16 protein-coding genes are annotated in these 18,053 nt (G+C 45.2%); 5 read left to right on the forward strand and 11 right to left on the reverse strand.

Features of this window, described 5'->3' with window-relative positions; translation table 11 throughout:
• Window positions 1–232: 232 nt before the first annotated feature.
• The 3 genes from lysS to brnQ all read right to left on the reverse strand — a co-directional run bounded on the left by lysS (window position 233) and on the right by brnQ (window position 4,374).
• A complete protein-coding gene (gene lysS, locus GZK95_RS12185; RefSeq protein WP_075716252.1) occupies window positions 233–1,765 on the reverse strand; it encodes a lysine--tRNA ligase in 1,533 nt (510 codons plus the stop codon).
• A 34-nt stretch (window positions 1,766–1,799) separates the two neighbouring features.
• Window positions 1,800–2,898 (reverse strand): peptide chain release factor 2 gene (gene prfB, locus GZK95_RS12190; RefSeq protein WP_139312680.1). Its coding sequence is split into 2 segments (ribosomal slippage): window positions 1,800–2,822 and window positions 2,824–2,898, totalling 1,098 coding nucleotides; the frame shifts between segments, so codons are not numbered across the junction.
• Window positions 2,899–3,060: 162 nt separating this feature from the next.
• Window positions 3,061–4,374 carry a branched-chain amino acid transport system II carrier protein gene (brnQ, locus tag GZK95_RS12195; protein WP_075711073.1) on the reverse strand — a complete coding sequence of 438 codons (1,314 nt, stop codon included), beginning with the start codon at window positions 4,372–4,374 and terminating at the stop codon, window positions 3,061–3,063.
• Window positions 4,375–4,682: 308 nt separating this feature from the next.
• Here brnQ and GZK95_RS12200 point away from each other — a divergent pair, with 308 nt between their 5' ends.
• Together GZK95_RS12200 and srmB are read left to right on the forward strand one after the other, a co-directional pair.
• The gene (locus GZK95_RS12200; protein WP_075712981.1) at window positions 4,683–5,402 is read left to right on the forward strand and encodes a tRNA1(Val) (adenine(37)-N6)-methyltransferase; all 720 of its coding nucleotides are present in this window, start codon (window positions 4,683–4,685) and stop codon (window positions 5,400–5,402) included.
• A gap of 135 nt (window positions 5,403–5,537) precedes the next feature.
• Window positions 5,538–6,773 carry an ATP-dependent RNA helicase SrmB gene (gene srmB, locus GZK95_RS12205; protein WP_075711077.1) on the forward strand — a complete coding sequence of 412 codons (1,236 nt, stop codon included), beginning with the start codon at window positions 5,538–5,540 and terminating at the stop codon, window positions 6,771–6,773.
• Between the two features lie 287 nt (window positions 6,774–7,060).
• Here srmB and prfC read toward each other — a convergent pair whose 3' ends face one another.
• The 5 genes from prfC to ubiT form a co-directional block, all read right to left on the reverse strand.
• Window positions 7,061–8,650, reverse strand: a complete 1,590-nt coding sequence (gene prfC, locus GZK95_RS12210) for a peptide chain release factor 3 (protein ID WP_075711078.1) — start codon at window positions 8,648–8,650, stop codon at window positions 7,061–7,063.
• Between the two features lie 106 nt (window positions 8,651–8,756).
• Window positions 8,757–9,206: a ribosomal protein S18-alanine N-acetyltransferase gene (gene rimI / locus GZK95_RS12215; RefSeq protein WP_075712979.1), complete on the reverse strand. Its 450-nt coding sequence runs from the start codon at window positions 9,204–9,206 to the stop codon at window positions 8,757–8,759.
• 6 nt (window positions 9,207–9,212) lie between these two features.
• Window positions 9,213–9,605, reverse strand: coding sequence for a DNA polymerase III subunit psi (locus GZK95_RS12220; protein WP_075712977.1), 393 nt, complete (start codon window positions 9,603–9,605; stop codon window positions 9,213–9,215).
• A 94-nt stretch (window positions 9,606–9,699) separates the two neighbouring features.
• Window positions 9,700–10,203 (reverse strand): GNAT family N-acetyltransferase, encoded by a 504-nt coding sequence (locus GZK95_RS12225; RefSeq protein ID WP_075711084.1) that lies wholly within the window; start codon window positions 10,201–10,203, stop codon window positions 9,700–9,702.
• Window positions 10,187–10,714, reverse strand: coding sequence for a ubiquinone anaerobic biosynthesis accessory factor UbiT (ubiT, locus tag GZK95_RS12230; RefSeq protein ID WP_075712975.1), 528 nt, complete (start codon window positions 10,712–10,714; stop codon window positions 10,187–10,189). Before ubiT ends, GZK95_RS12225 begins: the two co-directional genes overlap by 17 nt.
• 194 nt (window positions 10,715–10,908) lie before the next feature.
• Between ubiT and GZK95_RS12235 the strand changes: the two genes are divergently transcribed.
• The 3 genes from GZK95_RS12235 (at window position 10,909) to GZK95_RS12245 (ending at window position 14,999) form a co-directional block, all read left to right on the forward strand.
• The gene (locus tag GZK95_RS12235; RefSeq protein ID WP_075711088.1) at window positions 10,909–12,948 is read left to right on the forward strand and encodes a sensor domain-containing protein; all 2,040 of its coding nucleotides are present in this window, start codon (window positions 10,909–10,911) and stop codon (window positions 12,946–12,948) included.
• Window positions 12,949–13,091: 143 nt separating this feature from the next.
• Entirely contained in the window at window positions 13,092–14,105 is a 1,014-nt protein-coding gene (gene ubiU, locus GZK95_RS12240) for a ubiquinone anaerobic biosynthesis protein UbiU (protein WP_075711090.1), read from the forward strand.
• 18 nt (window positions 14,106–14,123) lie between these two features.
• Window positions 14,124–14,999, forward strand: coding sequence for a U32 family peptidase (locus tag GZK95_RS12245; RefSeq protein ID WP_075711092.1), 876 nt, complete (start codon window positions 14,124–14,126; stop codon window positions 14,997–14,999).
• 62 nt (window positions 15,000–15,061) lie between these two features.
• Here the strand turns inward: GZK95_RS12245 and GZK95_RS12250 are convergent, their stop codons facing one another.
• The 3 genes from GZK95_RS12250 to nlpI all read right to left on the reverse strand — a co-directional run bounded on the left by GZK95_RS12250 (window position 15,062) and on the right by nlpI (window position 17,900).
• A complete protein-coding gene (locus GZK95_RS12250; RefSeq protein WP_075712989.1) occupies window positions 15,062–16,405 on the reverse strand; it encodes an MATE family efflux transporter in 1,344 nt (447 codons plus the stop codon).
• Between the two features lie 62 nt (window positions 16,406–16,467).
• Complete coding sequence (locus GZK95_RS12255; RefSeq protein WP_075712973.1) at window positions 16,468–16,881, reverse strand: MarR family winged helix-turn-helix transcriptional regulator; 414 nt, start codon at window positions 16,879–16,881, stop codon at window positions 16,468–16,470.
• Window positions 16,882–16,994: 113 nt separating this feature from the next.
• Window positions 16,995–17,900, reverse strand: a complete 906-nt coding sequence (gene nlpI, locus GZK95_RS12260; protein WP_075711096.1) for a lipoprotein NlpI — start codon at window positions 17,898–17,900, stop codon at window positions 16,995–16,997.
• Between the last annotated feature and the right edge of the window lie 153 nt (window positions 17,901–18,053).

Raw genomic sequence — 18,053 nt, forward strand, 5'->3', positions numbered from 1 at the left:
TCTGTCTCACAAATAAGACTAGACACTATTCCAGTAATACGACAAATTTTTCTGCGATAAGCCTTACAGATTTCACTGTAACAAAGCACATACTAAGTTAATTTCATTGCTCAAAAGCCGTATTACTTGCCTATATTCATATAGATGCACAGTTATTAACGAAAAAAAACGGGCAAAAAAAAACCACCCGAAGGTGGTTTTGCTAGTCAACTCAAGTTTATTTACTTGATGATTAAGCTTGTGGTCGCATTGCTGGGAATAGGATCACGTCACGAATAGTATGCGTGTTAGTGAATAGCATCGCTAGGCGATCGATACCGATACCTTGACCAGCTGTTGGCGGTAGACCGTGCTCTAGCGCAGTGATGTAGTCAGCGTCGTAGAACATAGCTTCATCATCACCCGCGTCTTTCGCATCAACCTGTGCTTTAAAGCGGTTATCTTGGTCTTCTGCATCGTTAAGCTCTGAGAAGCCGTTCGCCACTTCGCGACCACCGATAAAGAACTCGAAACGATCAGTGAAGAATGGGTTGTCATCACTGCGACGTGCTAGTGGTGAGATATCTGCTGGGTAGCCAGTGATAAACGTTGGCTGAATCAGTTTAGGTTCAGCTGTTTCGCCGAAGATCTCTTCAAGAAGCTGACCACAAGTCCAGAACTTCTCTACGTAAATTTCTAGTGACTCAGCAATAGAAACCATAAGCTCACGATCCTGAACACCTTCTTCTGTCAGTGCTTGGATTGCTTCATGTTCTGGGTTGTAGTGCTTGATGGCCTCAAGCATTGTCATACGCGCGTATTGACCACCAAATTCAACCATTTGATCGCCGTAAGGCATCGCTGTTGCACCTAGCACTTCTAGAGCCACAGTGCTTAGCATCTCTTCAGTAAGATCCATTAGATCTTTGTAGTCCGCATAAGCCATGTAGAATTCGATCATAGTGAATTCTGGGTTATGACGAGGAGATAGACCTTCGTTACGGAAGTTACGGTTGATTTCGAATACACGCTCAAAACCACCAACAACAAGACGTTTTAGGTATAGCTCTGGAGCGATACGCAGGAACATTTGCTGGTCTAGTGCATTGTGGTGAGTGATAAATGGACGCGCAGACGCACCACCAGGGATCACTTGCATCATTGGTGTTTCGACTTCCATGAAGCTCTTTGACTCCATAAAGCGACGAATTGCTGACACCAACTTAGAACGCACTTTGAATGCATTGCGTGAATCTTCATTCACGATCAAATCTACATAACGTTGACGGTAACGCATCTCTTGGTCAGTTAGACCATGGAATTTCTCTGGCAGTGGACGAAGTGCTTTAGTCAGCAACTCGAACTCTTCCATATTTACGTATAGATCGCCTTTACCAGACTTGTGTAGCGCACCTTTAACACCAATGATATCGCCGATATCTAGGCCGTGGTACTGCTCTTTTAGTACTTTTTGTACTGCTTTATCAGCGTAAGCTTGAATATTGCCTGAAGTCTCTTGTAGCAACAAGAATGGACCACGCTTAGCCATAACACGACCAGCAATTGCCACTACATGGTTAAGCTCTTCTAGCTCTTCTTTGCTCTTTTCACCGAACTCAGCTTGTAGATCGCCCGCTAGTGCATCACGACGGAAGTCATTTGGGTGGCCATTTGCCTTGCAGCTCTGACGGATCGCATCCAGTTTCGCGCGACGCTCAGCAATTAGCTTATTCTCTTCTTGTGCAGAAGGTGCTTGTACATTTTCGTTTTGAACAGCATCAGTCATTTTCGATGTATCCTGTTTTTTGTCGGTGAAAAGCTTACAGACCTGATTTCAGGCTAGCTTCAATAAATTTGTCTAAGTCGCCGTCAAGCACCGCTTGGGTATTGCGGTTTTCAACGCCAGTACGTAAATCTTTAATACGAGAGTCATCAAGAACGTATGAACGGATTTGACTGCCCCAACCGATGTCAGATTTGGCATCTTCGTTCGCTTGCTTCTCAGCATTTTGCTTTTGAATCTCTAATTCAAACAGTTTGGCACGTAGCTGCTTCATTGCTTGATCTTTGTTCTTATGCTGAGAACGGTCGTTCTGACACTGCACTACCGTATTGGTAGGTACGTGCGTAATACGTACCGCAGATTCGGTGGTGTTAACGTGCTGACCACCCGCACCAGATGCGCGGTATACGTCGATACGCAGATCGGCAGGGTTAATATCGATAGCAATGTTGTCATCAATCTCAGGGTAAACAAACGCAGATGAGAAAGAAGTATGACGACGACCACTTGAGTCAAATGGTGATTTACGAACTAGGCGATGTACGCCCGTTTCAGTGCGTAACCAGCCGTAAGCATACTCACCAGAGATCTTCACTGTCGCGCCTTTCAGACCCGCGACTTCACCTTCAGAAACTTCGATAACCTCGGTCTTAAAGCCTTTTGCTTCAGCCCAACGTAGGTACATACGAAGTAACATATTGGTCCAGTCTTGCGCTTCTGTACCGCCAGAACCAGCTTGTAAGTCGATATAGCAATCAGATGCATCATGGTCACCAGAGAACATACGACGGAACTCAAGCTTAGCCAGTTTGTCTTCTAGCTCCGCTAACTCAGGTTCAATTTCATCAAATGTTTCTTGGTCTTCTTCTTCGACCGCAAGCTCTAAAAGACCTTCAACGTCTTCTACACCTTGTTCTAGTTGGTCGATAGTTTCCACAACCGCTTCTAGTGATGCACGCTCTTTGCCTAGCGCTTGTGCACGCTCAGGTTCATTCCATACATCTGGTTGCTCGAGTTCTGCGTTGACTTCTTCTAGACGCTCTTGTTTAGCGTCATAGTCAAAGATACCCCCTCAGGACTGTAGTGCGCGAAGACACATCCTGTAGACGGTTTTTAATTGGATTAATTTCAAACATGCTTGCTCAATATTTATGAGTAGAATTTAACCGGAGAATTGTACTGAAAAGTGTGACGGAGATACAGGAATTTTTTTCTCGCTCAAGGCGGTGGCTGTAGATATAAAAATCCCCCGCAATACTATGTACTACGGGGGATGATGAATAATATTTTAGACTGAACTACGCCGCATCTTCAATCAAGCTTGGTTGGTTTGAACGGCCAACAAAGAACATGCAAACCATCGCAGCAAAGGTAGGCAGTAACCAACCCATTCCCATATCAAACAATGGCAAAGCATTGAATACAGAGACATCGACACCAGCGACTTTCACCGCATCAATCAACGCAAACACCAACGAAACCAATAGAACTGCGCGATAAGCAAGACGTGGGTTAGGCAGTTTGCTGCGCAGGAACGTCAACACAACTAATGCAATGGCTACAGGGTAAAGCGCAAATAACACTGGTACTGAAAGCGCAATCAACTGAGCTAAACCAACGTTAGCGACGAATGCACAAGCCACACCGTTGATAATTACCCACTGCTTGTAAGTAATTTTTGTTAGTGAACTGAAGTAGTCAGAACACGCAGAGATCAAGCCGATAGCCGTCGTTAAACACGCTAGAAGTACAATGACAGTAAGAACAATCTGACCATATGAGCCAAACAGTGCTTGTACATACTGACTTAGGATCACACCGCCATTGTCTGCGCCCGCTGCAATCGAAGAGCTCGTTGCACCTAAGTAAAATAGCGACACATAAACAAACGCCAGGCCAACCGCAGCAATTAGACCTGCATAAGTCAGATACTTAGCCGTTGGCTTGTGCTCGGTAATACCCTTACCACGCAGTGCATCAACAATCAGTACACCAAACATTAGCGAGCCAAAGGTATCCATGGTGTTGTAACCTTCAAGGAAGCCTTTCTGAAGCGGGTGCGTTAAGTACTCACCTTGCGCTGCGATAATCTCGCCTTGCGGAAAGAAAAATACCGCAGTAGCCAGCACGATCAAACCAATAAACAGCACTGGTGTTAACACTTTACCAATCACATCAATCAGTTTGCCTTGTGACCATGAGAAGAACATAGCAATAGCAAAGAAAGCGATAGAGAAAATTGTTAGGTGAAGTTGCTCTGCATGAGCAAAGAATGGCTTAACCGCCATTTCGTACGCAACCAAACCAGTACGAGGGGCCGCAAATGCCGGGCCGATAATGATAAAAATCAAAACCGCCATCACCGTTGCCGCTTTCACTGGTAAGTCTTTGGTAAGCTTTTGCCACGAACCACCTGCGACAGCAATAGCGATAATGGTCACAAGAGGGAGGCCTACCGCTGTCAACAAAAAGCCAAACATGGCTGGTAATACATTTTCACCTGCTAGTTGACCTGCTAATGGTGGGAAAATGATGTTACCTGCACCTAAAAAGAAGGCGAAAAGCATAAAGCCTAACGCTGTAATATCTGATAATTTTAAGGACTGCTTCACAGAATTACCTTTACTGATGATGATGGATGTTGTGTCTGCTCAAATGCGTAAGATCACGCTCTGAACTATTTAATATAGTTCCGAATAATGACCAAATACTCATCTATTCGCAACACTAAAGCGAAAAACACCATATAAATTTAGTTCACAAGCCAAAAAGCAGTTTGTTACACCAAAAAATTAAAATACAGTGGAATTTACAGCTAATAATTTCGTTAACAACATCATGCAAATGTAGAGCATAATATTATACAACTTATCTACATTAGTGATAATCACTCTATTTATAAAGTAACGCCGGATATTTAATGAGCAAGACATTTCATAAAACCAAAGGATTTCGTTTCAAGCAGTTCACTATTGATGGTGGGGAATGTGGCATGCCAGTCAGTACCGATGGCGTTTTGTTGGGCGCATGGAGCGACCTTGAAGGAATGCATCGAATCCTTGATATTGGTACGGGCACTGGGCTACTTGCGCTGATGTGCGCCCAACGCCAACCATCTGCCGACATCTGGGCGGTCGATATCGAGGAGAGTGCTGCGGTGACTGCTCAACTCAACGTGACACACTCACCTTGGTCTGAGCAAATACGCGTTGAACTTGGTGATATCAATACAATGACTTACCCCGAACCATTTGATGCGGTTATTTGTAATCCACCTTACTTTAACAATGGCGAGCAATCTCAGTCTCAGCAACGAGCGACCGCTCGGCATACAGGAAGCCTCAGCCATCAAGCTCTACTGGCACGTTGTAAGACATTACTTCATCCACAAGGGCGAGCGAACTTTATTCTGCCTGTCGTTGAGGGCGAAGCATTTATTGAGCTCGCTCAAAAACAAGGCTGGAGCCTAACGCGCCTTTGCCGAGTAAAGCCAACAGATAACAAAGCCGAGAATCGTTTACTTATTGAACTAGCCCAACAAGGCGACCAATGCCAAGTTGAACATCTAACGATCCGTAACAAAAATGGCTACAGCGATGAGTTTGTCGCCTTAACTAAAGACTTTTATTTAAAGATGTAGAAATAAGGTGTGATCCTAATCACCAATGCAATTATACTATGCGGTCTAATTTTTGACTTAGCCCGGTAAGGCTAGGTAATTTGTCTGCCTCTCATCTATTGTCAATCTCGCCGAAAGGCTTGTGGAGAACTCACTGTGATCAAAAATTTTGCAGAACTCGATTTAGATCCAAACCTGCTTAGTGCCATCGAAGAAATGGGCTTCAAACGTCCAACTCAAGTACAGGCGCAAGCGATCCCTCAAGCTCTAGATGGCCGAGATATTCTAGCATCAGCACCAACGGGAACAGGGAAAACTGCAGCTTTTGTCTTGCCAGCACTGCAATATCTGCAAGACTTTCCTCGCCGTAAACCAGGGCCTGCACGTGTGTTGATCTTAACTCCGACTCGTGAGTTGGCGATGCAAGTCGCGGATCAAGCTCGCGCGCTAGCAAAGAACACCAAACTGAATATCTTTACTATCACCGGTGGTGTGCAGTACCAAGAACATGCTGATATCTTAGCGACCACTCAAGATATCGTCGTGGCGACTCCTGGGCGACTAATGGAGTATATTCAAGCCGAACGTTTCGATTGTCGTGCGATTGAATGGCTGATTCTTGACGAGGCGGACCGTATGCTTGATATGGGCTTTGGTCCAACGGTTGACCGCCTATCTCAAGAATGCCGCTGGCGTAAACAAACTCTACTATTCTCAGCAACGCTTGAGGGTAAAGGGGTTGAAGGCTTTACCGCTGATCTACTGAAAGATCCGGCAGAAATAGATGCAGAACCTTCTCGCAGTGAACGTAAAAAGATCACTCAGTGGTATCACCGTGCGGACAACGCTGAGCACAAACTGGCGTTACTGAAAAAAATCATCACCGAGCAAGCTGAACGCTCTATCGTGTTTTTGAAAACTCGTGAGCGCCTAGCGGAACTGCGCACTGAACTAGAAAAAGCGCAAATCCCTTGTGCATGGATTCAAGGTGAAATGCCTCAGGATCGTCGTAACAACGCAATCGCACGCTTTCGTGATGGCACGGTAAACGTACTGCTAGCGACTGATGTCGCAGCGCGCGGTATCGACTTACCAGACGTTAGCCACGTAATTAACTACGATATGCCACGCAGTGCTGACGTGTACCTACACCGTATCGGCCGAACTGCACGTGCGGGTAAGAAAGGCTCTGCGATTTCAATCGTTGAAGCGCACGATCAACAAATGATGGATCGCGTAGCTCGTTACGTAAAAGAAGACATCAAAGAGCGCTTTATCAAAGAGATGCGCCCAGCACACAAAAAGCCAGTGTTTAAGAAAAAGAAAAAAGACGACAAGAAAAAGTCGGCAACCAAAGCGAAAGTGAAAAAGAAAACTTCAAAGAAGAAGTAATTGAGAACGCTGCGCTTTAAGAAGTGAGATAATAGAAAGGCTGATGTGAAAACATCAGCCTTGAGCCAAACGACTCTCAAAATATTGCTCAAGCAATACGCTCTCAACTCTCATCTCTAGATATAAAAATACCGCCTCAAGGGCGGTATTTTTGTATCCATCAATATTCAAAGTAGTTGGTGTTAGAACAAGGCGACAAGTTCATTCATCGCCATGAGCATAGTCAACTATGTGATTGGTGTGAATTAACGCAGTCAACGCAGTTATCACACCAAATACGAAGAATATTAGTGTTCGCGAGTCGCGCGGAACTGAATATCTGGATGACGCTCTTGCGCTAAATTCAAGTTCACCATCGTTGGCGCGATGTACGTTAGGTTATCACCACCATCTAGCGCTAGGTTTGCTTGGTTCTTACGTTGGAACTCATCCAACTTCTTGCCGTCTTCGCACTCTACCCAACGTGCTGTCGCTACGTTCACACCTTCGTAGATTGCTTCAACGTTGTATTCTGACTTCAAGCGAGCCACAACCACGTCAAACTGAAGCACACCAACCGCACCAACGATAAGGTCGTTGTTTTGCAGTGGACGAAATACCTGTACTGCACCTTCTTCAGAAAGCTGAACTAGGCCTTTCAGTAGTTGCTTCTGCTTCAATGGATCTTTTAGGCGAATACGACGGAACAGTTCTGGAGCAAAGTTTGGAATGCCAGAGAACTTCAACGCCTCACCTTGAGTGAAGGTATCACCAATCTGGATCGTACCGTGGTTGTGTAGACCGATAATGTCACCAGCATACGCATGCTCTGCACGAGAACGATCACCGGCCATAAATGTAACCGCATCTGAGATACTGACTTGTTTACCAAGACGAACGTGGTTCATCTTCATACCTTGTGTGTAAGTACCAGATACGATTCGCATGAATGCGATACGGTCACGGTGTTTTGGATCCATGTTTGCTTGGATCTTAAATACGAAGCCAGAGAACTTATCTTCCGTTGCTTCAACATCACGCTCGACTGCTTGACGTGTTTTTGGCATTGGAGCCCATTCAGTCAAACCATCTAGCATGTGGTCAACACCAAAGTTACCTAGTGCAGTACCGAAGTACACCGGTGTCAATTCGCCAGTTAGGAATAGGTCTTGATCAAACTCAGGGCATGCACCCATAACCAACTCTAGTTCTTCACGTACGCTTGCCGCGAGATCGGCACCTACTTTGTCATCTAGCTCTGGGTTATCGAGACCTTTGATGATACGTACTTCTTGAATCTCATGACCGTGGCCTGATTCATACAGAATCGTCTCATCACGGTGAATGTGGTAGACACCTTTAAACTCTTTACCACAACCAATTGGCCATGTGATTGGCGCACACATCATACCCAATTCGTTTTCTACCTCGTCCAACACTTCCATTGGATCGCGAACGTCACGGTCAAGTTTGTTCATAAAGGTTACGATTGGCGTATCACGCAGACGGGTTACTTCCATCAATTTACGCGTACGATCCTCAACACCTTTCGCCGCGTCGATAACCATTAGACATGAGTCTACCGCTGTTAGCGTACGGTATGTATCTTCCGAGAAGTCTTCGTGTCCCGGAGTATCGAGAAGGTTAACTAGGCAGTTATTGTAAGGGAACTGCATCACAGACGTAGTTACCGAGATACCACGCTCTTTTTCCATCTCCATCCAGTCAGATTTCGCGTGTTGGTTAGAACCACGACCTTTAACTGTACCCGCTTTCTGGATCGCGTTTCCGAATAACAGAACTTTCTCTGTAATTGTGGTTTTACCCGCATCCGGGTGCGAGATAATAGCGAATGTTCTACGCTTAGACACTTCGCCAATAAATGGTGTATTTGACATGAAACTGGTCTTCTTTTCTGTCTGGATGCTTGTTTAAAACTCTAAACAAACGGGATTCGATTCAATTTTGCGCGGTATTTTCGCTTATATTCCTTTGTGGAGCAAATCAGAAAAGGAATAAATAACTCATGATAATCGCGTCTTCGTTACCATTCGCGGTTGGGTAGTAATTTCTGCGGCGATCCACTTCATTAAAACCCGCAGATTCATAAAGTGAAAATGCTTTATGATTACTCTCGCGAACCTCTAGCCATGCACTCTCTGCTTGGGCGTTCTCACACATTTCTATAAAGTGTTCTAACAGCTTTTTGCCAAACCCTTTTCCCTGCTGCGAAGGGGCTATCGCGATATTCAGTAACGTCACTTCACCAACGATATTCTGGGCATAAAAGTAGCCCACCACTTGCTCATTATCGAGTAACACATGGTGGCATGCACCGCGACTAGATAGGTCACGAATCATCGATTCCGCCCATGGGTGGCTGTGAGCTTGCAGCTCTATTGCCCAAACATCGTCAAGATGTTCCGTAGCAAGCGTGGTCAATTGTAATGTCATAATTAGTTAGGAGTATGAACAGATCTGTTGCCACAGCGCTTTACGCTCGGCGTTGTTGCCATCAATATCACTCAACAGTGGTGTATTGAGCACTTTACTAGGTAACTCGGTGCTGGCGCATCCAGCAAACCATACCCATTCAACAGGTTGCTCAAGTTGAGGTAATTGGTGGGGATAGATATGGCGCACTTGCGCCAGTGTTAACTGCATGCTTTTCAACACACGATCGAGAAACTCAGCTTGATCGCCTTGAGGCAAAACCGCTGAAACCAACAGCAATTTACAATCAGACGGCAACGTAATACTTACCGCTTGGTAACCAGAAAGACGCTGGGGATGTATTAACTGATACTGGTCGATACCCATCTCAGATAAATATGCCATCGGTTCGTTTCGCATGACTACTGTTCTCAAAAAATTGGTCGCCAATGCTATCACAGTTCTGGCGATAACAAAAAAGGGGCTAAAGCCCCTTTTCACTGCCAATCGCTAACTACAAAGCGGAAAACTCAGGGCTATACTCGATTAAACCGCTACGCTCAGCAAATTCATTTTCAGCAATGGCCAACACTTGAAATGCGCCTGTTGGCACTTCCCACTGGCAATGAAAATGATGTTGCTCTGCCGCGGCAAAACCAAAGCGCGCGTAATAAGCAGGGTCACCCAGTACTACACATGCTGGATAACCGAAATCACGTAAAGATTCTAAACCTTCACGAATCATGCGCTCAGCAATGCCTTGGTTGCGAACATCTTGACGTACGGCGACAGGTGCTAAACCTTGCCAATTGAGGTCTTCACCTTCCAGTGTTACTGGGCTGAACATTGCGTGCCCAACAACTTCACCGTCATCATTACAAGCCACCAGCGAGAGCGTTAACTTACCATTCTCTCTCAGTGCCATCACCAAGTTCGCTTCCGCTTCTGTCTCAAAGGTTTGTTTGAGTAAGCGATCGATAACCAGAATATCCGCTGGCGCTTCAGTTCGTATAAGCATGTGCTACCTCTTTTTGCATTACTGGCGATTGTACGCCTTTATGCACGAAGTCAGCCAGTTGATTCAATAAAACTTGCAACGGTTTTGGTAATAACTCTAAATCGACACTATCCATTAAGTTTTTCACTTCCAAACCAAGCTCTGTATCCCCTTCTATTGAAAGGCGTCGTTGGAAGAACAGTGTATCTGGATCTTCTTTACGACCGGCAATCAACACTAAGTCGTTTAAGTTGCCACTGAAAGAAACATCTTCATCTACCGGCTTATCCGCCACTACAATTTGTTCATCTTGGTAGCTGATATACCAAGCTAGTTTCATGTCCTTAACTTCTACTTTCAGCCACTTATCTTCTAGAAATTCAAAATCACCATCTTCTAAAGCTTCTTTGAACACTAGTTTTAGCCCGTCTAATAAGGCTTTTTTTTGAACAGATTGCGGCAATAAGTGGACTGGAGATCGCAAAATTGATGCTGCATTTTGAACTAATTGAGTGCGAATCTTGTTAATCACGCGGGTTATCCGTTACTTTGTAAATGATGTCAGGATGATAATGGAACAAGTCAAAGCGAGACCTGTTGTGCATCAATAAATGACCACATGGCTGTAACTCTTTCATCTCTTTGAGAACAAGGCTATATTAGAGCTACAGCTACAATAACATTCTCGCGCTTCGTTTCTATCTTTGGAGAATTGGTACCCTTTTAATGCCACCGCAACAACTTCAGCATTGGTTTAAGCAAATTACGGCCAAAGGACCTTTTTTCTCGGCCATTATCGACAGCCAACACAACTACGTAATGGTGAATGATCGCTATTGCGAAATTTCGGGTCTCAGTACCGATGAATTAGTTGGCATGAACGATAATGCAATCTTGGGTCAGCAACTCTACCAACAGCTCAAACCCTATTATGATCTCGCATTTAATGGTGAATATTTAGAGACCGAAGTTTCACTGCTTCATCTCGATATTGAAACTAGCCTTGCTTGCACCCTTTCTCCAATCCGCTATGACGAAAAAGTGCAATATATTGCCTTTCACGCCGTGGATACGTCGGAGAAACAACTGCTGGTGCGTTCATTGCAAGAATCAGAAGATAAGTTCACTGCACTAACGCAGTTAGTACCTGATGGTCTGCTATTGGTTGAAGATGACTGCATTATTTCAGCGAACCCTGCAGCTGTGCGTATTTTGGGCTTTGATTCAAGTCATGACCTACTTGGTGAAGAGCTAAGTCGTCTGTTTATTGATGAGAAAAGTAAAACGGTTTTTAACAACAAGCTTGGCGTATTGTTGCATGACACACCAATAGCCTGTTTAACCGGGCCTCGTTGTAACATTGAGCGCAAAGTGTTTTTGCAATCAGCCAAAACCATGGTTCTGGGCACAGAGTCGCAACTGGTGTTGGTACAAGATGCCGAGCAAACACCAAAGCAACTGACGCAAAACAAGTACGAAGATGCCCATATTGATAGCCTTACTGGGCTATACAACCGTTTTGGTTTTACCAAACGCTTGGAGCAAATGGTCAAAAATGATACGCCTTTGATCATGCTGTATCTGGATATCGATAACTTTAAAAACATCAACGACTCTTTAGGTCATCATATTGGTGATAAGGTGATTAAAGAGGTGTCGTCACGTCTTAAGCGTCTACTGCCGCAGCAAGCGGTACTTGGGCATTTAGGAGGGGACGAGTTTGGGTTGATCTTACCTGAGCCAGAAAATAATCGCATGGCAGAGTCATTGTCTGATCGCATTATTTCTCTCATTAACCAACCATTTGATTTGCATCACTTTAGCAAGCGTCTTGCCTGCTCTATTGGTAGTGTTTGTTACCCTGGAGATGGTAACGATGCACGTATTCTACTGCAGAATGCCGATACCGCGATGTATGAAGCAAAAGAGCGCGGACGAAACCGTTTGATCAAGTTTAACGATCAGATGAACAAAGAAGCACGTATGCGCTTGTGGCTTGAAATTGAACTGCAAAAAGCACTGCAACAAAATGGCCTTGAGGTATGGTATCAACCCAAAGTGAACGCGCGCGATTTTAGTATCAATGGCGCGGAAGCACTGGTGCGCTGGAAACACCCAGTGGAAGGTTATATCAGCCCTGGGGCATTTATTCCTGTCGCAGAGAAAGCCGGCCTGATTGAAAATCTAGGTCGCGTAGTGATGCGAGAAGTGTTTAACACCGTTAAACGCTGGAAGCTGCAAGGCATTCTTCCTGGACGCGTGGCAATTAACCTCTCACCAGAGCAGTTTGGTAATCCTCAGTTAATCGATTACATGGAGAAGCTGTTGCGCACGACTGAACTGGATCCGAACTGCATTACGTTCGAACTAACAGAAAGCGCGGTGATGAGTGACAGTGAGCATACCTTGCAAATGCTAAATGCGATCAAAAAACTGGGGTTTGCCCTCTCTATTGATGATTTCGGTACGGGTTATTCTTCGCTGGCGTACTTGGCACGTTTCCCACTCGATGAGCTCAAAATAGACCGAGCATTTATCAATGAAATCGACACCTTACCTAAACAGGTAACGGTGATTGAAAACATTATTAACTTGGGTAAATCCCTCAACCTTAGCGTGGTTGCCGAAGGTGTTGAAACCCAGCAACAAGCGACTCTGCTCTCCAACCTAAACTGTAACTCAATCCAAGGTTTCCACTTCTTCCGCCCACAACCAAAGCAAGAGGTTGAAGAACTGTTTGTGCAAAACCGTCGACATAAGAACTAGCTCAAACGCCAACCTTTAACCTTTCACCGCAAAATTCAACATCCTTTGCGGGCTAACTCACCGAAACCTGCCTTACATCAAGTTTGCCGTTCACAATTCTTCATAAAATGCGGGCAATTAAAACGTAATAGAACTGTTTAGCAATGGAACTCCTATGTCCTGCGGGTAACCTGCCTGCTCTAAAAACCGCTATCGATTGCGGTGCTGATGCGGTATACATCGGCTTTAAAGACGATACCAATGCTCGCCATTTTGCTGGTTTGAACTTTACCGGCAAAAAGCTCGACAAAGCCGTACAGTACGTACACGACAACAACAAGAAAATCCATGTTGCACTAAACACATTTGCGCACCCGAATGGCTTTGAACGTTGGACGAATGCCGTTGACCACGCTGCTGATGTGGGCGTTGATGCACTGATCGTTGCTGATATTGCGGTATTGGATTACGCAGCACGTAAGTATCCAGAGCTAGAACTGCATCTTTCCGTTCAAGCTTCAGCGACCAACGTTGCAGCAATCGACTTCTATAAGAGCAACTTCAACGTTAAACGCGTTGTACTTCCTCGCGTGTTGTCTATCCATCAGGTCAAGCAGCTTTCACGTAATATGACCAGCGACGTTGAACTGGAAGTGTTTGCTTTTGGTAGCCTATGTATCATGTCCGAAGGTCGTTGCTACCTATCTTCATACATGACGGGCGAATCACCCAATACCGTTGGCGCATGTTCACCAGCAAAATATGTGCGCTGGCAAGAAACCCCTCAAGGTCTTGAGACTCGTTTGAATAACATTCTTATCGACCGCTATAGTGAGGGAGAAAATACTGGCTACCCAACGCTGTGTAAAGGGCGTTTCGTGGCAGATATTGAAGGTGAAGCCAAGCGTTACCATGCCTTGGAAGAACCCACCAGTCTAAACACCTTATCGCTATTGCCTGAACTGTTTGCCGCCAACGTTGCATCAGTCAAAATTGAAGGTCGTCAACGTAGCCCTGCGTATGTCGAGCAAGTCACTCGCACATGGCGTGCGGCGATAGACCGTTACCAAGCCAACCCTGACGCTTATCATGTTGATGCTGCTTGGGATGCTGCACTGGCAAACGTGTCCGAAGGGACTCAAACCACACTTGGTGCTTACCATCGTAAATGGCAATAACGGTTTAGGAAGAGATAAATGAAATACGCACTCGGCCCACTACTATACTTTTGGCCAAAACAAGACGTTGAAAGCTTCTATCAGCAAGCAAAACAGAGTTCCGCCGATATTATCTACCTAGGCGAAACCGTCTGTTCTAAACGACGAGAGATGAAACCGGCGCATTGGTTTGATATTGCGAAGGACTTAGCCGACTCTGGTAAGCAAGTTGTACTGTCTACCATGGCTTTGCTTGAAGCGCCAAGTGAAGTCAACATCATGAAAAAGTATATCGACAACGGCGACTTCACTATCGAAGCAAATGACGTCTCTGGCGTACAGATAGCATCTGAGCACAAAGTGCCTTTTGTCGTCGGTCCAGCGATCAATACTTACAATGCACACACACTAAACCTGTTCCTTAAACAAGGTATGGTGCGTTGGTGTATGCCAGTCGAGCTTTCTCGTGAATGGCTTAGTAATGTTATGCAGCAATGTGAAGAGCTTGGTATTCGCAATAAGTTTGAAGTGGAAGTGTTCAGCCATGGCTACCTACCACTGGCTTACTCCGCTCGCTGCTTTACAGCACGCGCTGAGAACCGAGCAAAAGATGACTGTGAAACTTGCTGTATCAAGTACCCAACGGGCATCCAAGTACGTAGCCAAGAAGGACAAGAGGTATTTAACCTCAATGGTATTCAGACTCAATCAGGCTACTGCTATAACCTAGTCAATGATTTACCAAGCATGCAGGGGTTGGTTGATGTGGTTCGCCTTAGCCCACTTGGACTTGATACTTTCTCTGAGCTTGATCGCTTCCGTGCCAATGAGCAGGGTGAGAACCCAATTAAGATTGCTGACCGCCAATGTAATGGCTACTGGCACCGCCTAGCGGGTCTTGAGATTCAATCTTAATCAAGCATATAGAAAAGACAAAGCCAACCTCTCCGGTTGGCTTTTTTACATCTTGTTGCCTGTTAGCTCGCGGCATTTAATGGCTGATTGATGGGTAAAACCATACGTTTTATATCGCGCCACAACATCCAAGCCACCACAAGACTCAATGCCACATTCGATAATGGATAAGCAATCCAGATACCCGGAACCCCCATGAGTTTTGGCATTATGAACAAGAACGGCAACTGAATAACCATGTTACCCACAGTGACAAACATTGCTTTGCTGCCTTTATTGACTGACTGGTAGTAAGCGCCAGCCACCACCAAGAAGCCGTCCAAGAACATAGCAAACATATGCAGACGAATACCAATCACGGCATTATCCATCAAGTTGGTATCACTCGAGTTAAACACCGCAACAAACTCACGTGGGAACAAGTTAAGCAGAATGACAAAAGCGAGCCCGCCAAAAACGGCGCTGCCCATCGCCACACCAAGAAGCTTGCGAATATTGTCTTGATTGCGCGCACCATGGTTATAGCTCACCAAAGGTTGCATACCGTTAGCAAAACCCTCAACCACTAAGTAGTAAACGGTCACGATATAACCCAAAATCGCGTAAGCACCAATGAGTACTGAACTACCATACTCAGCAAACAAGCTGTTGTGCAATGCCACCATCATTGAGCCATAGGCGTACATAAAGAAACTTGAAATACCAATCGCTGCTATCTGCGGAATTTCACTGACTTGCATGCGTAAATCAGAAAGATGGAGGCGCATCTTCGCTTTATCAGAGAAGAAGTAACCCACCCCTAAGATCGTCACCACCATCTGAGCAATTGCGGTTGCCATTGCCGCGCCTTCAAGCTCCCAATCGAGATAAGCGATAAACAGGTAGTCGAGAACAATATTGATCACCGCGCCAATGACCATCAGCAGCGTCGCCAAGTTTGGGCTATCATCATTGCGCAGCAAGAAAGGAGCCGCAATTGAGCCTAAAGAGAACACACATGCAAATATCAAAATATGAAGATATTGTGAGCCTAACTCTAATACCCGCCCTTGCGCGCCTTGCCACAACAAAAAGCTATCGGCAAACATATAAAGAACAAAAGATACCACTGGTGCCATCGCAAGTAACAGCAACAAGCCAGTTGCCAAAGTCGTTCTTGCTCCGGATTGATTACCCTCTCCTTGCTTGATTGAGGCGAGCGCGCCTGTCCCGACCCCGACCAACATACCCATCCCAAGAATGGAGCCAATCACAGGCCAAGCGACATTAATCCCCGCCAAACCATCAGCACCAACATAACGGCCAATAAAGATCCCATCGACCACTTGATAGAGACCATTGACCAACATAGCCGCAACTGTCGGAATCGCATAACGCCAAAACTGTTTATAAATTGATACTTGCATCTTCTCACCAAGTAAAAATGCCAAAGGCATTAGTTAGCCATGCTAACCAAATGGATAAAATATTATTTTTTTAGTGCTTTATTAAGTAACTCAACCAACTTCATCGCTTCCTCCTCACTTAACTGTGCGTTTAAGTCGGAGGCAATTTGCTGATACACCACTCGCTCGAACGACATGTTTTTTATCACCCAATCAGTGAGTACCACACGTTTTGCTCGCGCATCTTCACGGCATGCAATCGTTCGTACTAGGTTTTTCTTTGCCAAACGGCTGACCATAGTGGAAGCGGAAGGTTTCGTTACATAGAGCTCCTGAGCAAGATCTGTAATTCGAACCCCTTCAGGATACTGTTCTATCACTTTCAAATAATCGAACTCATTAAAGCTCAATTGACACATAGGGTCATCGTTGCCATGTTGTCGCCAAGCCTTGGAACAAAAGCGCTCCAAGTCCATTAAGCTCTCTTCTAAATGCATACGATAATTCTATTAGTTAGTCAGGCTAACTATTTTAGTATTTTCCGCTCACCATGCAATCAAAAAAACCACCCGAAGGTGGTTTAATGCGTTTTGGTCGTGATTAAAAATACTTACTGGGCAGGTTCAAGTTTTGCTTTTGCCAACTGCTCAGCTTTCACTTCCTTAAAGATGCGCGTGAGTTCTAAGAAAGAATAGCGATGCTCAACGTACTCATAAACATTGAATGAAATCGCCAACTTATACATAGAAATGGCGCTGGCAAAATCACCCTCATACTGATAGCGCTTACCTAAGTAGAAATAAGCCTCAGTTAAACGTTGAGCCAGCACAGTGTTATCGCGAGTCCCAGCGAACACGGCTTTGAAAGTCTGCTCTTCTGACACTTCTCCCAGAGACAGCGCAACCAAGACCCAGCCCCATTGGTTATCCCGAGCTTGATAGAGTCGTAGCAACTCTTCCCGTGCCGCTTGCGGATCTTTCTCTAGTTTAATCAGATACACCCACAAAGCTCGGAATGGATCACTGGGATCTTCAGCGTAGTGGGCTTCAATATCTTCTAATGCAAGATCAATTCGATCACCATAGTAAAGCGCGATGGCTCGGTTACGTACCGCATAGGAATTGTCAGGATCGAGATCAATGGTTGAGTCAAACGCCTCATATGCGGCATCAAACTCGCCAACTTGAGTGTAATAAACCCCAAGGAGGTTAAAGAGTTCCGATTGAGCTGGATTGATTTGCAACGACTGAGTGTAGTCTAAGCGCGCCAAATCACGCAGACCAACACTGTCATAGTAGTTGCCTCGTTCAAACAACATCTTTGCACGAAGTTCATCAGAAAGGTTAGAGCGAAGGAGTAATTGAGACAAACGCGCAATTTGCACTTCTTGCTGCATGCTCGCTTGTAGCGGCACAGCCATCGGTGGATAAAACCACTTTTGTTTATCCGCTGTTGAGGCACATCCAGTGGCGATCAACATGCTTAAACTCAGCGTTACGGTTTGAAACCATTTCACGAACAAATACTCCTATTAACTACTTATTATGAGTCTATACCCTAAGAGTCTCACGTCTAGTTCGATTTTAAACACCATCAAACTCAACGGATAACTGGTTATTTCTATACTGAGAATCCGTTTCCTCGGCATAAAAAAAGGGAGCTCACAGCC

The sequence above is a fragment of the Vibrio panuliri genome (assembly GCF_009938205.1).
Classification (GTDB): domain Bacteria; phylum Pseudomonadota; class Gammaproteobacteria; order Enterobacterales; family Vibrionaceae; genus Vibrio; species Vibrio panuliri.

Coding starts and splice junctions, on each gene's coding strand:
- lysS (WP_075716252.1), bottom strand. CDS start 1,765: ATGACTGATGCTGTTCAAAACGAAAATGTACAAGCACCTTCTGCACAA.
- GZK95_RS12200 (WP_075712981.1), top strand. CDS start 4,683: ATGAGCAAGACATTTCATAAAACCAAAGGATTTCGTTTCAAGCAGTTC.
- prfC (WP_075711078.1), bottom strand. CDS start 8,650: ATGTCAAATACACCATTTATTGGCGAAGTGTCTAAGCGTAGAACATTC.
- rimI (WP_075712979.1), bottom strand. CDS start 9,206: ATGACATTACAATTGACCACGCTTGCTACGGAACATCTTGACGATGTT.
- GZK95_RS12220 (WP_075712977.1), bottom strand. CDS start 9,605: ATGCGAAACGAACCGATGGCATATTTATCTGAGATGGGTATCGACCAG.
- GZK95_RS12225 (WP_075711084.1), bottom strand. CDS start 10,203: ATGCTTATACGAACTGAAGCGCCAGCGGATATTCTGGTTATCGATCGC.
- GZK95_RS12235 (WP_075711088.1), top strand. CDS start 10,909: ATGCCACCGCAACAACTTCAGCATTGGTTTAAGCAAATTACGGCCAAA.
- ubiU (WP_075711090.1), top strand. CDS start 13,092: ATGGAACTCCTATGTCCTGCGGGTAACCTGCCTGCTCTAAAAACCGCT.
- GZK95_RS12245 (WP_075711092.1), top strand. CDS start 14,124: ATGAAATACGCACTCGGCCCACTACTATACTTTTGGCCAAAACAAGAC.
- GZK95_RS12250 (WP_075712989.1), bottom strand. CDS start 16,405: ATGCAAGTATCAATTTATAAACAGTTTTGGCGTTATGCGATTCCGACA.
- GZK95_RS12255 (WP_075712973.1), bottom strand. CDS start 16,881: ATGCATTTAGAAGAGAGCTTAATGGACTTGGAGCGCTTTTGTTCCAAG.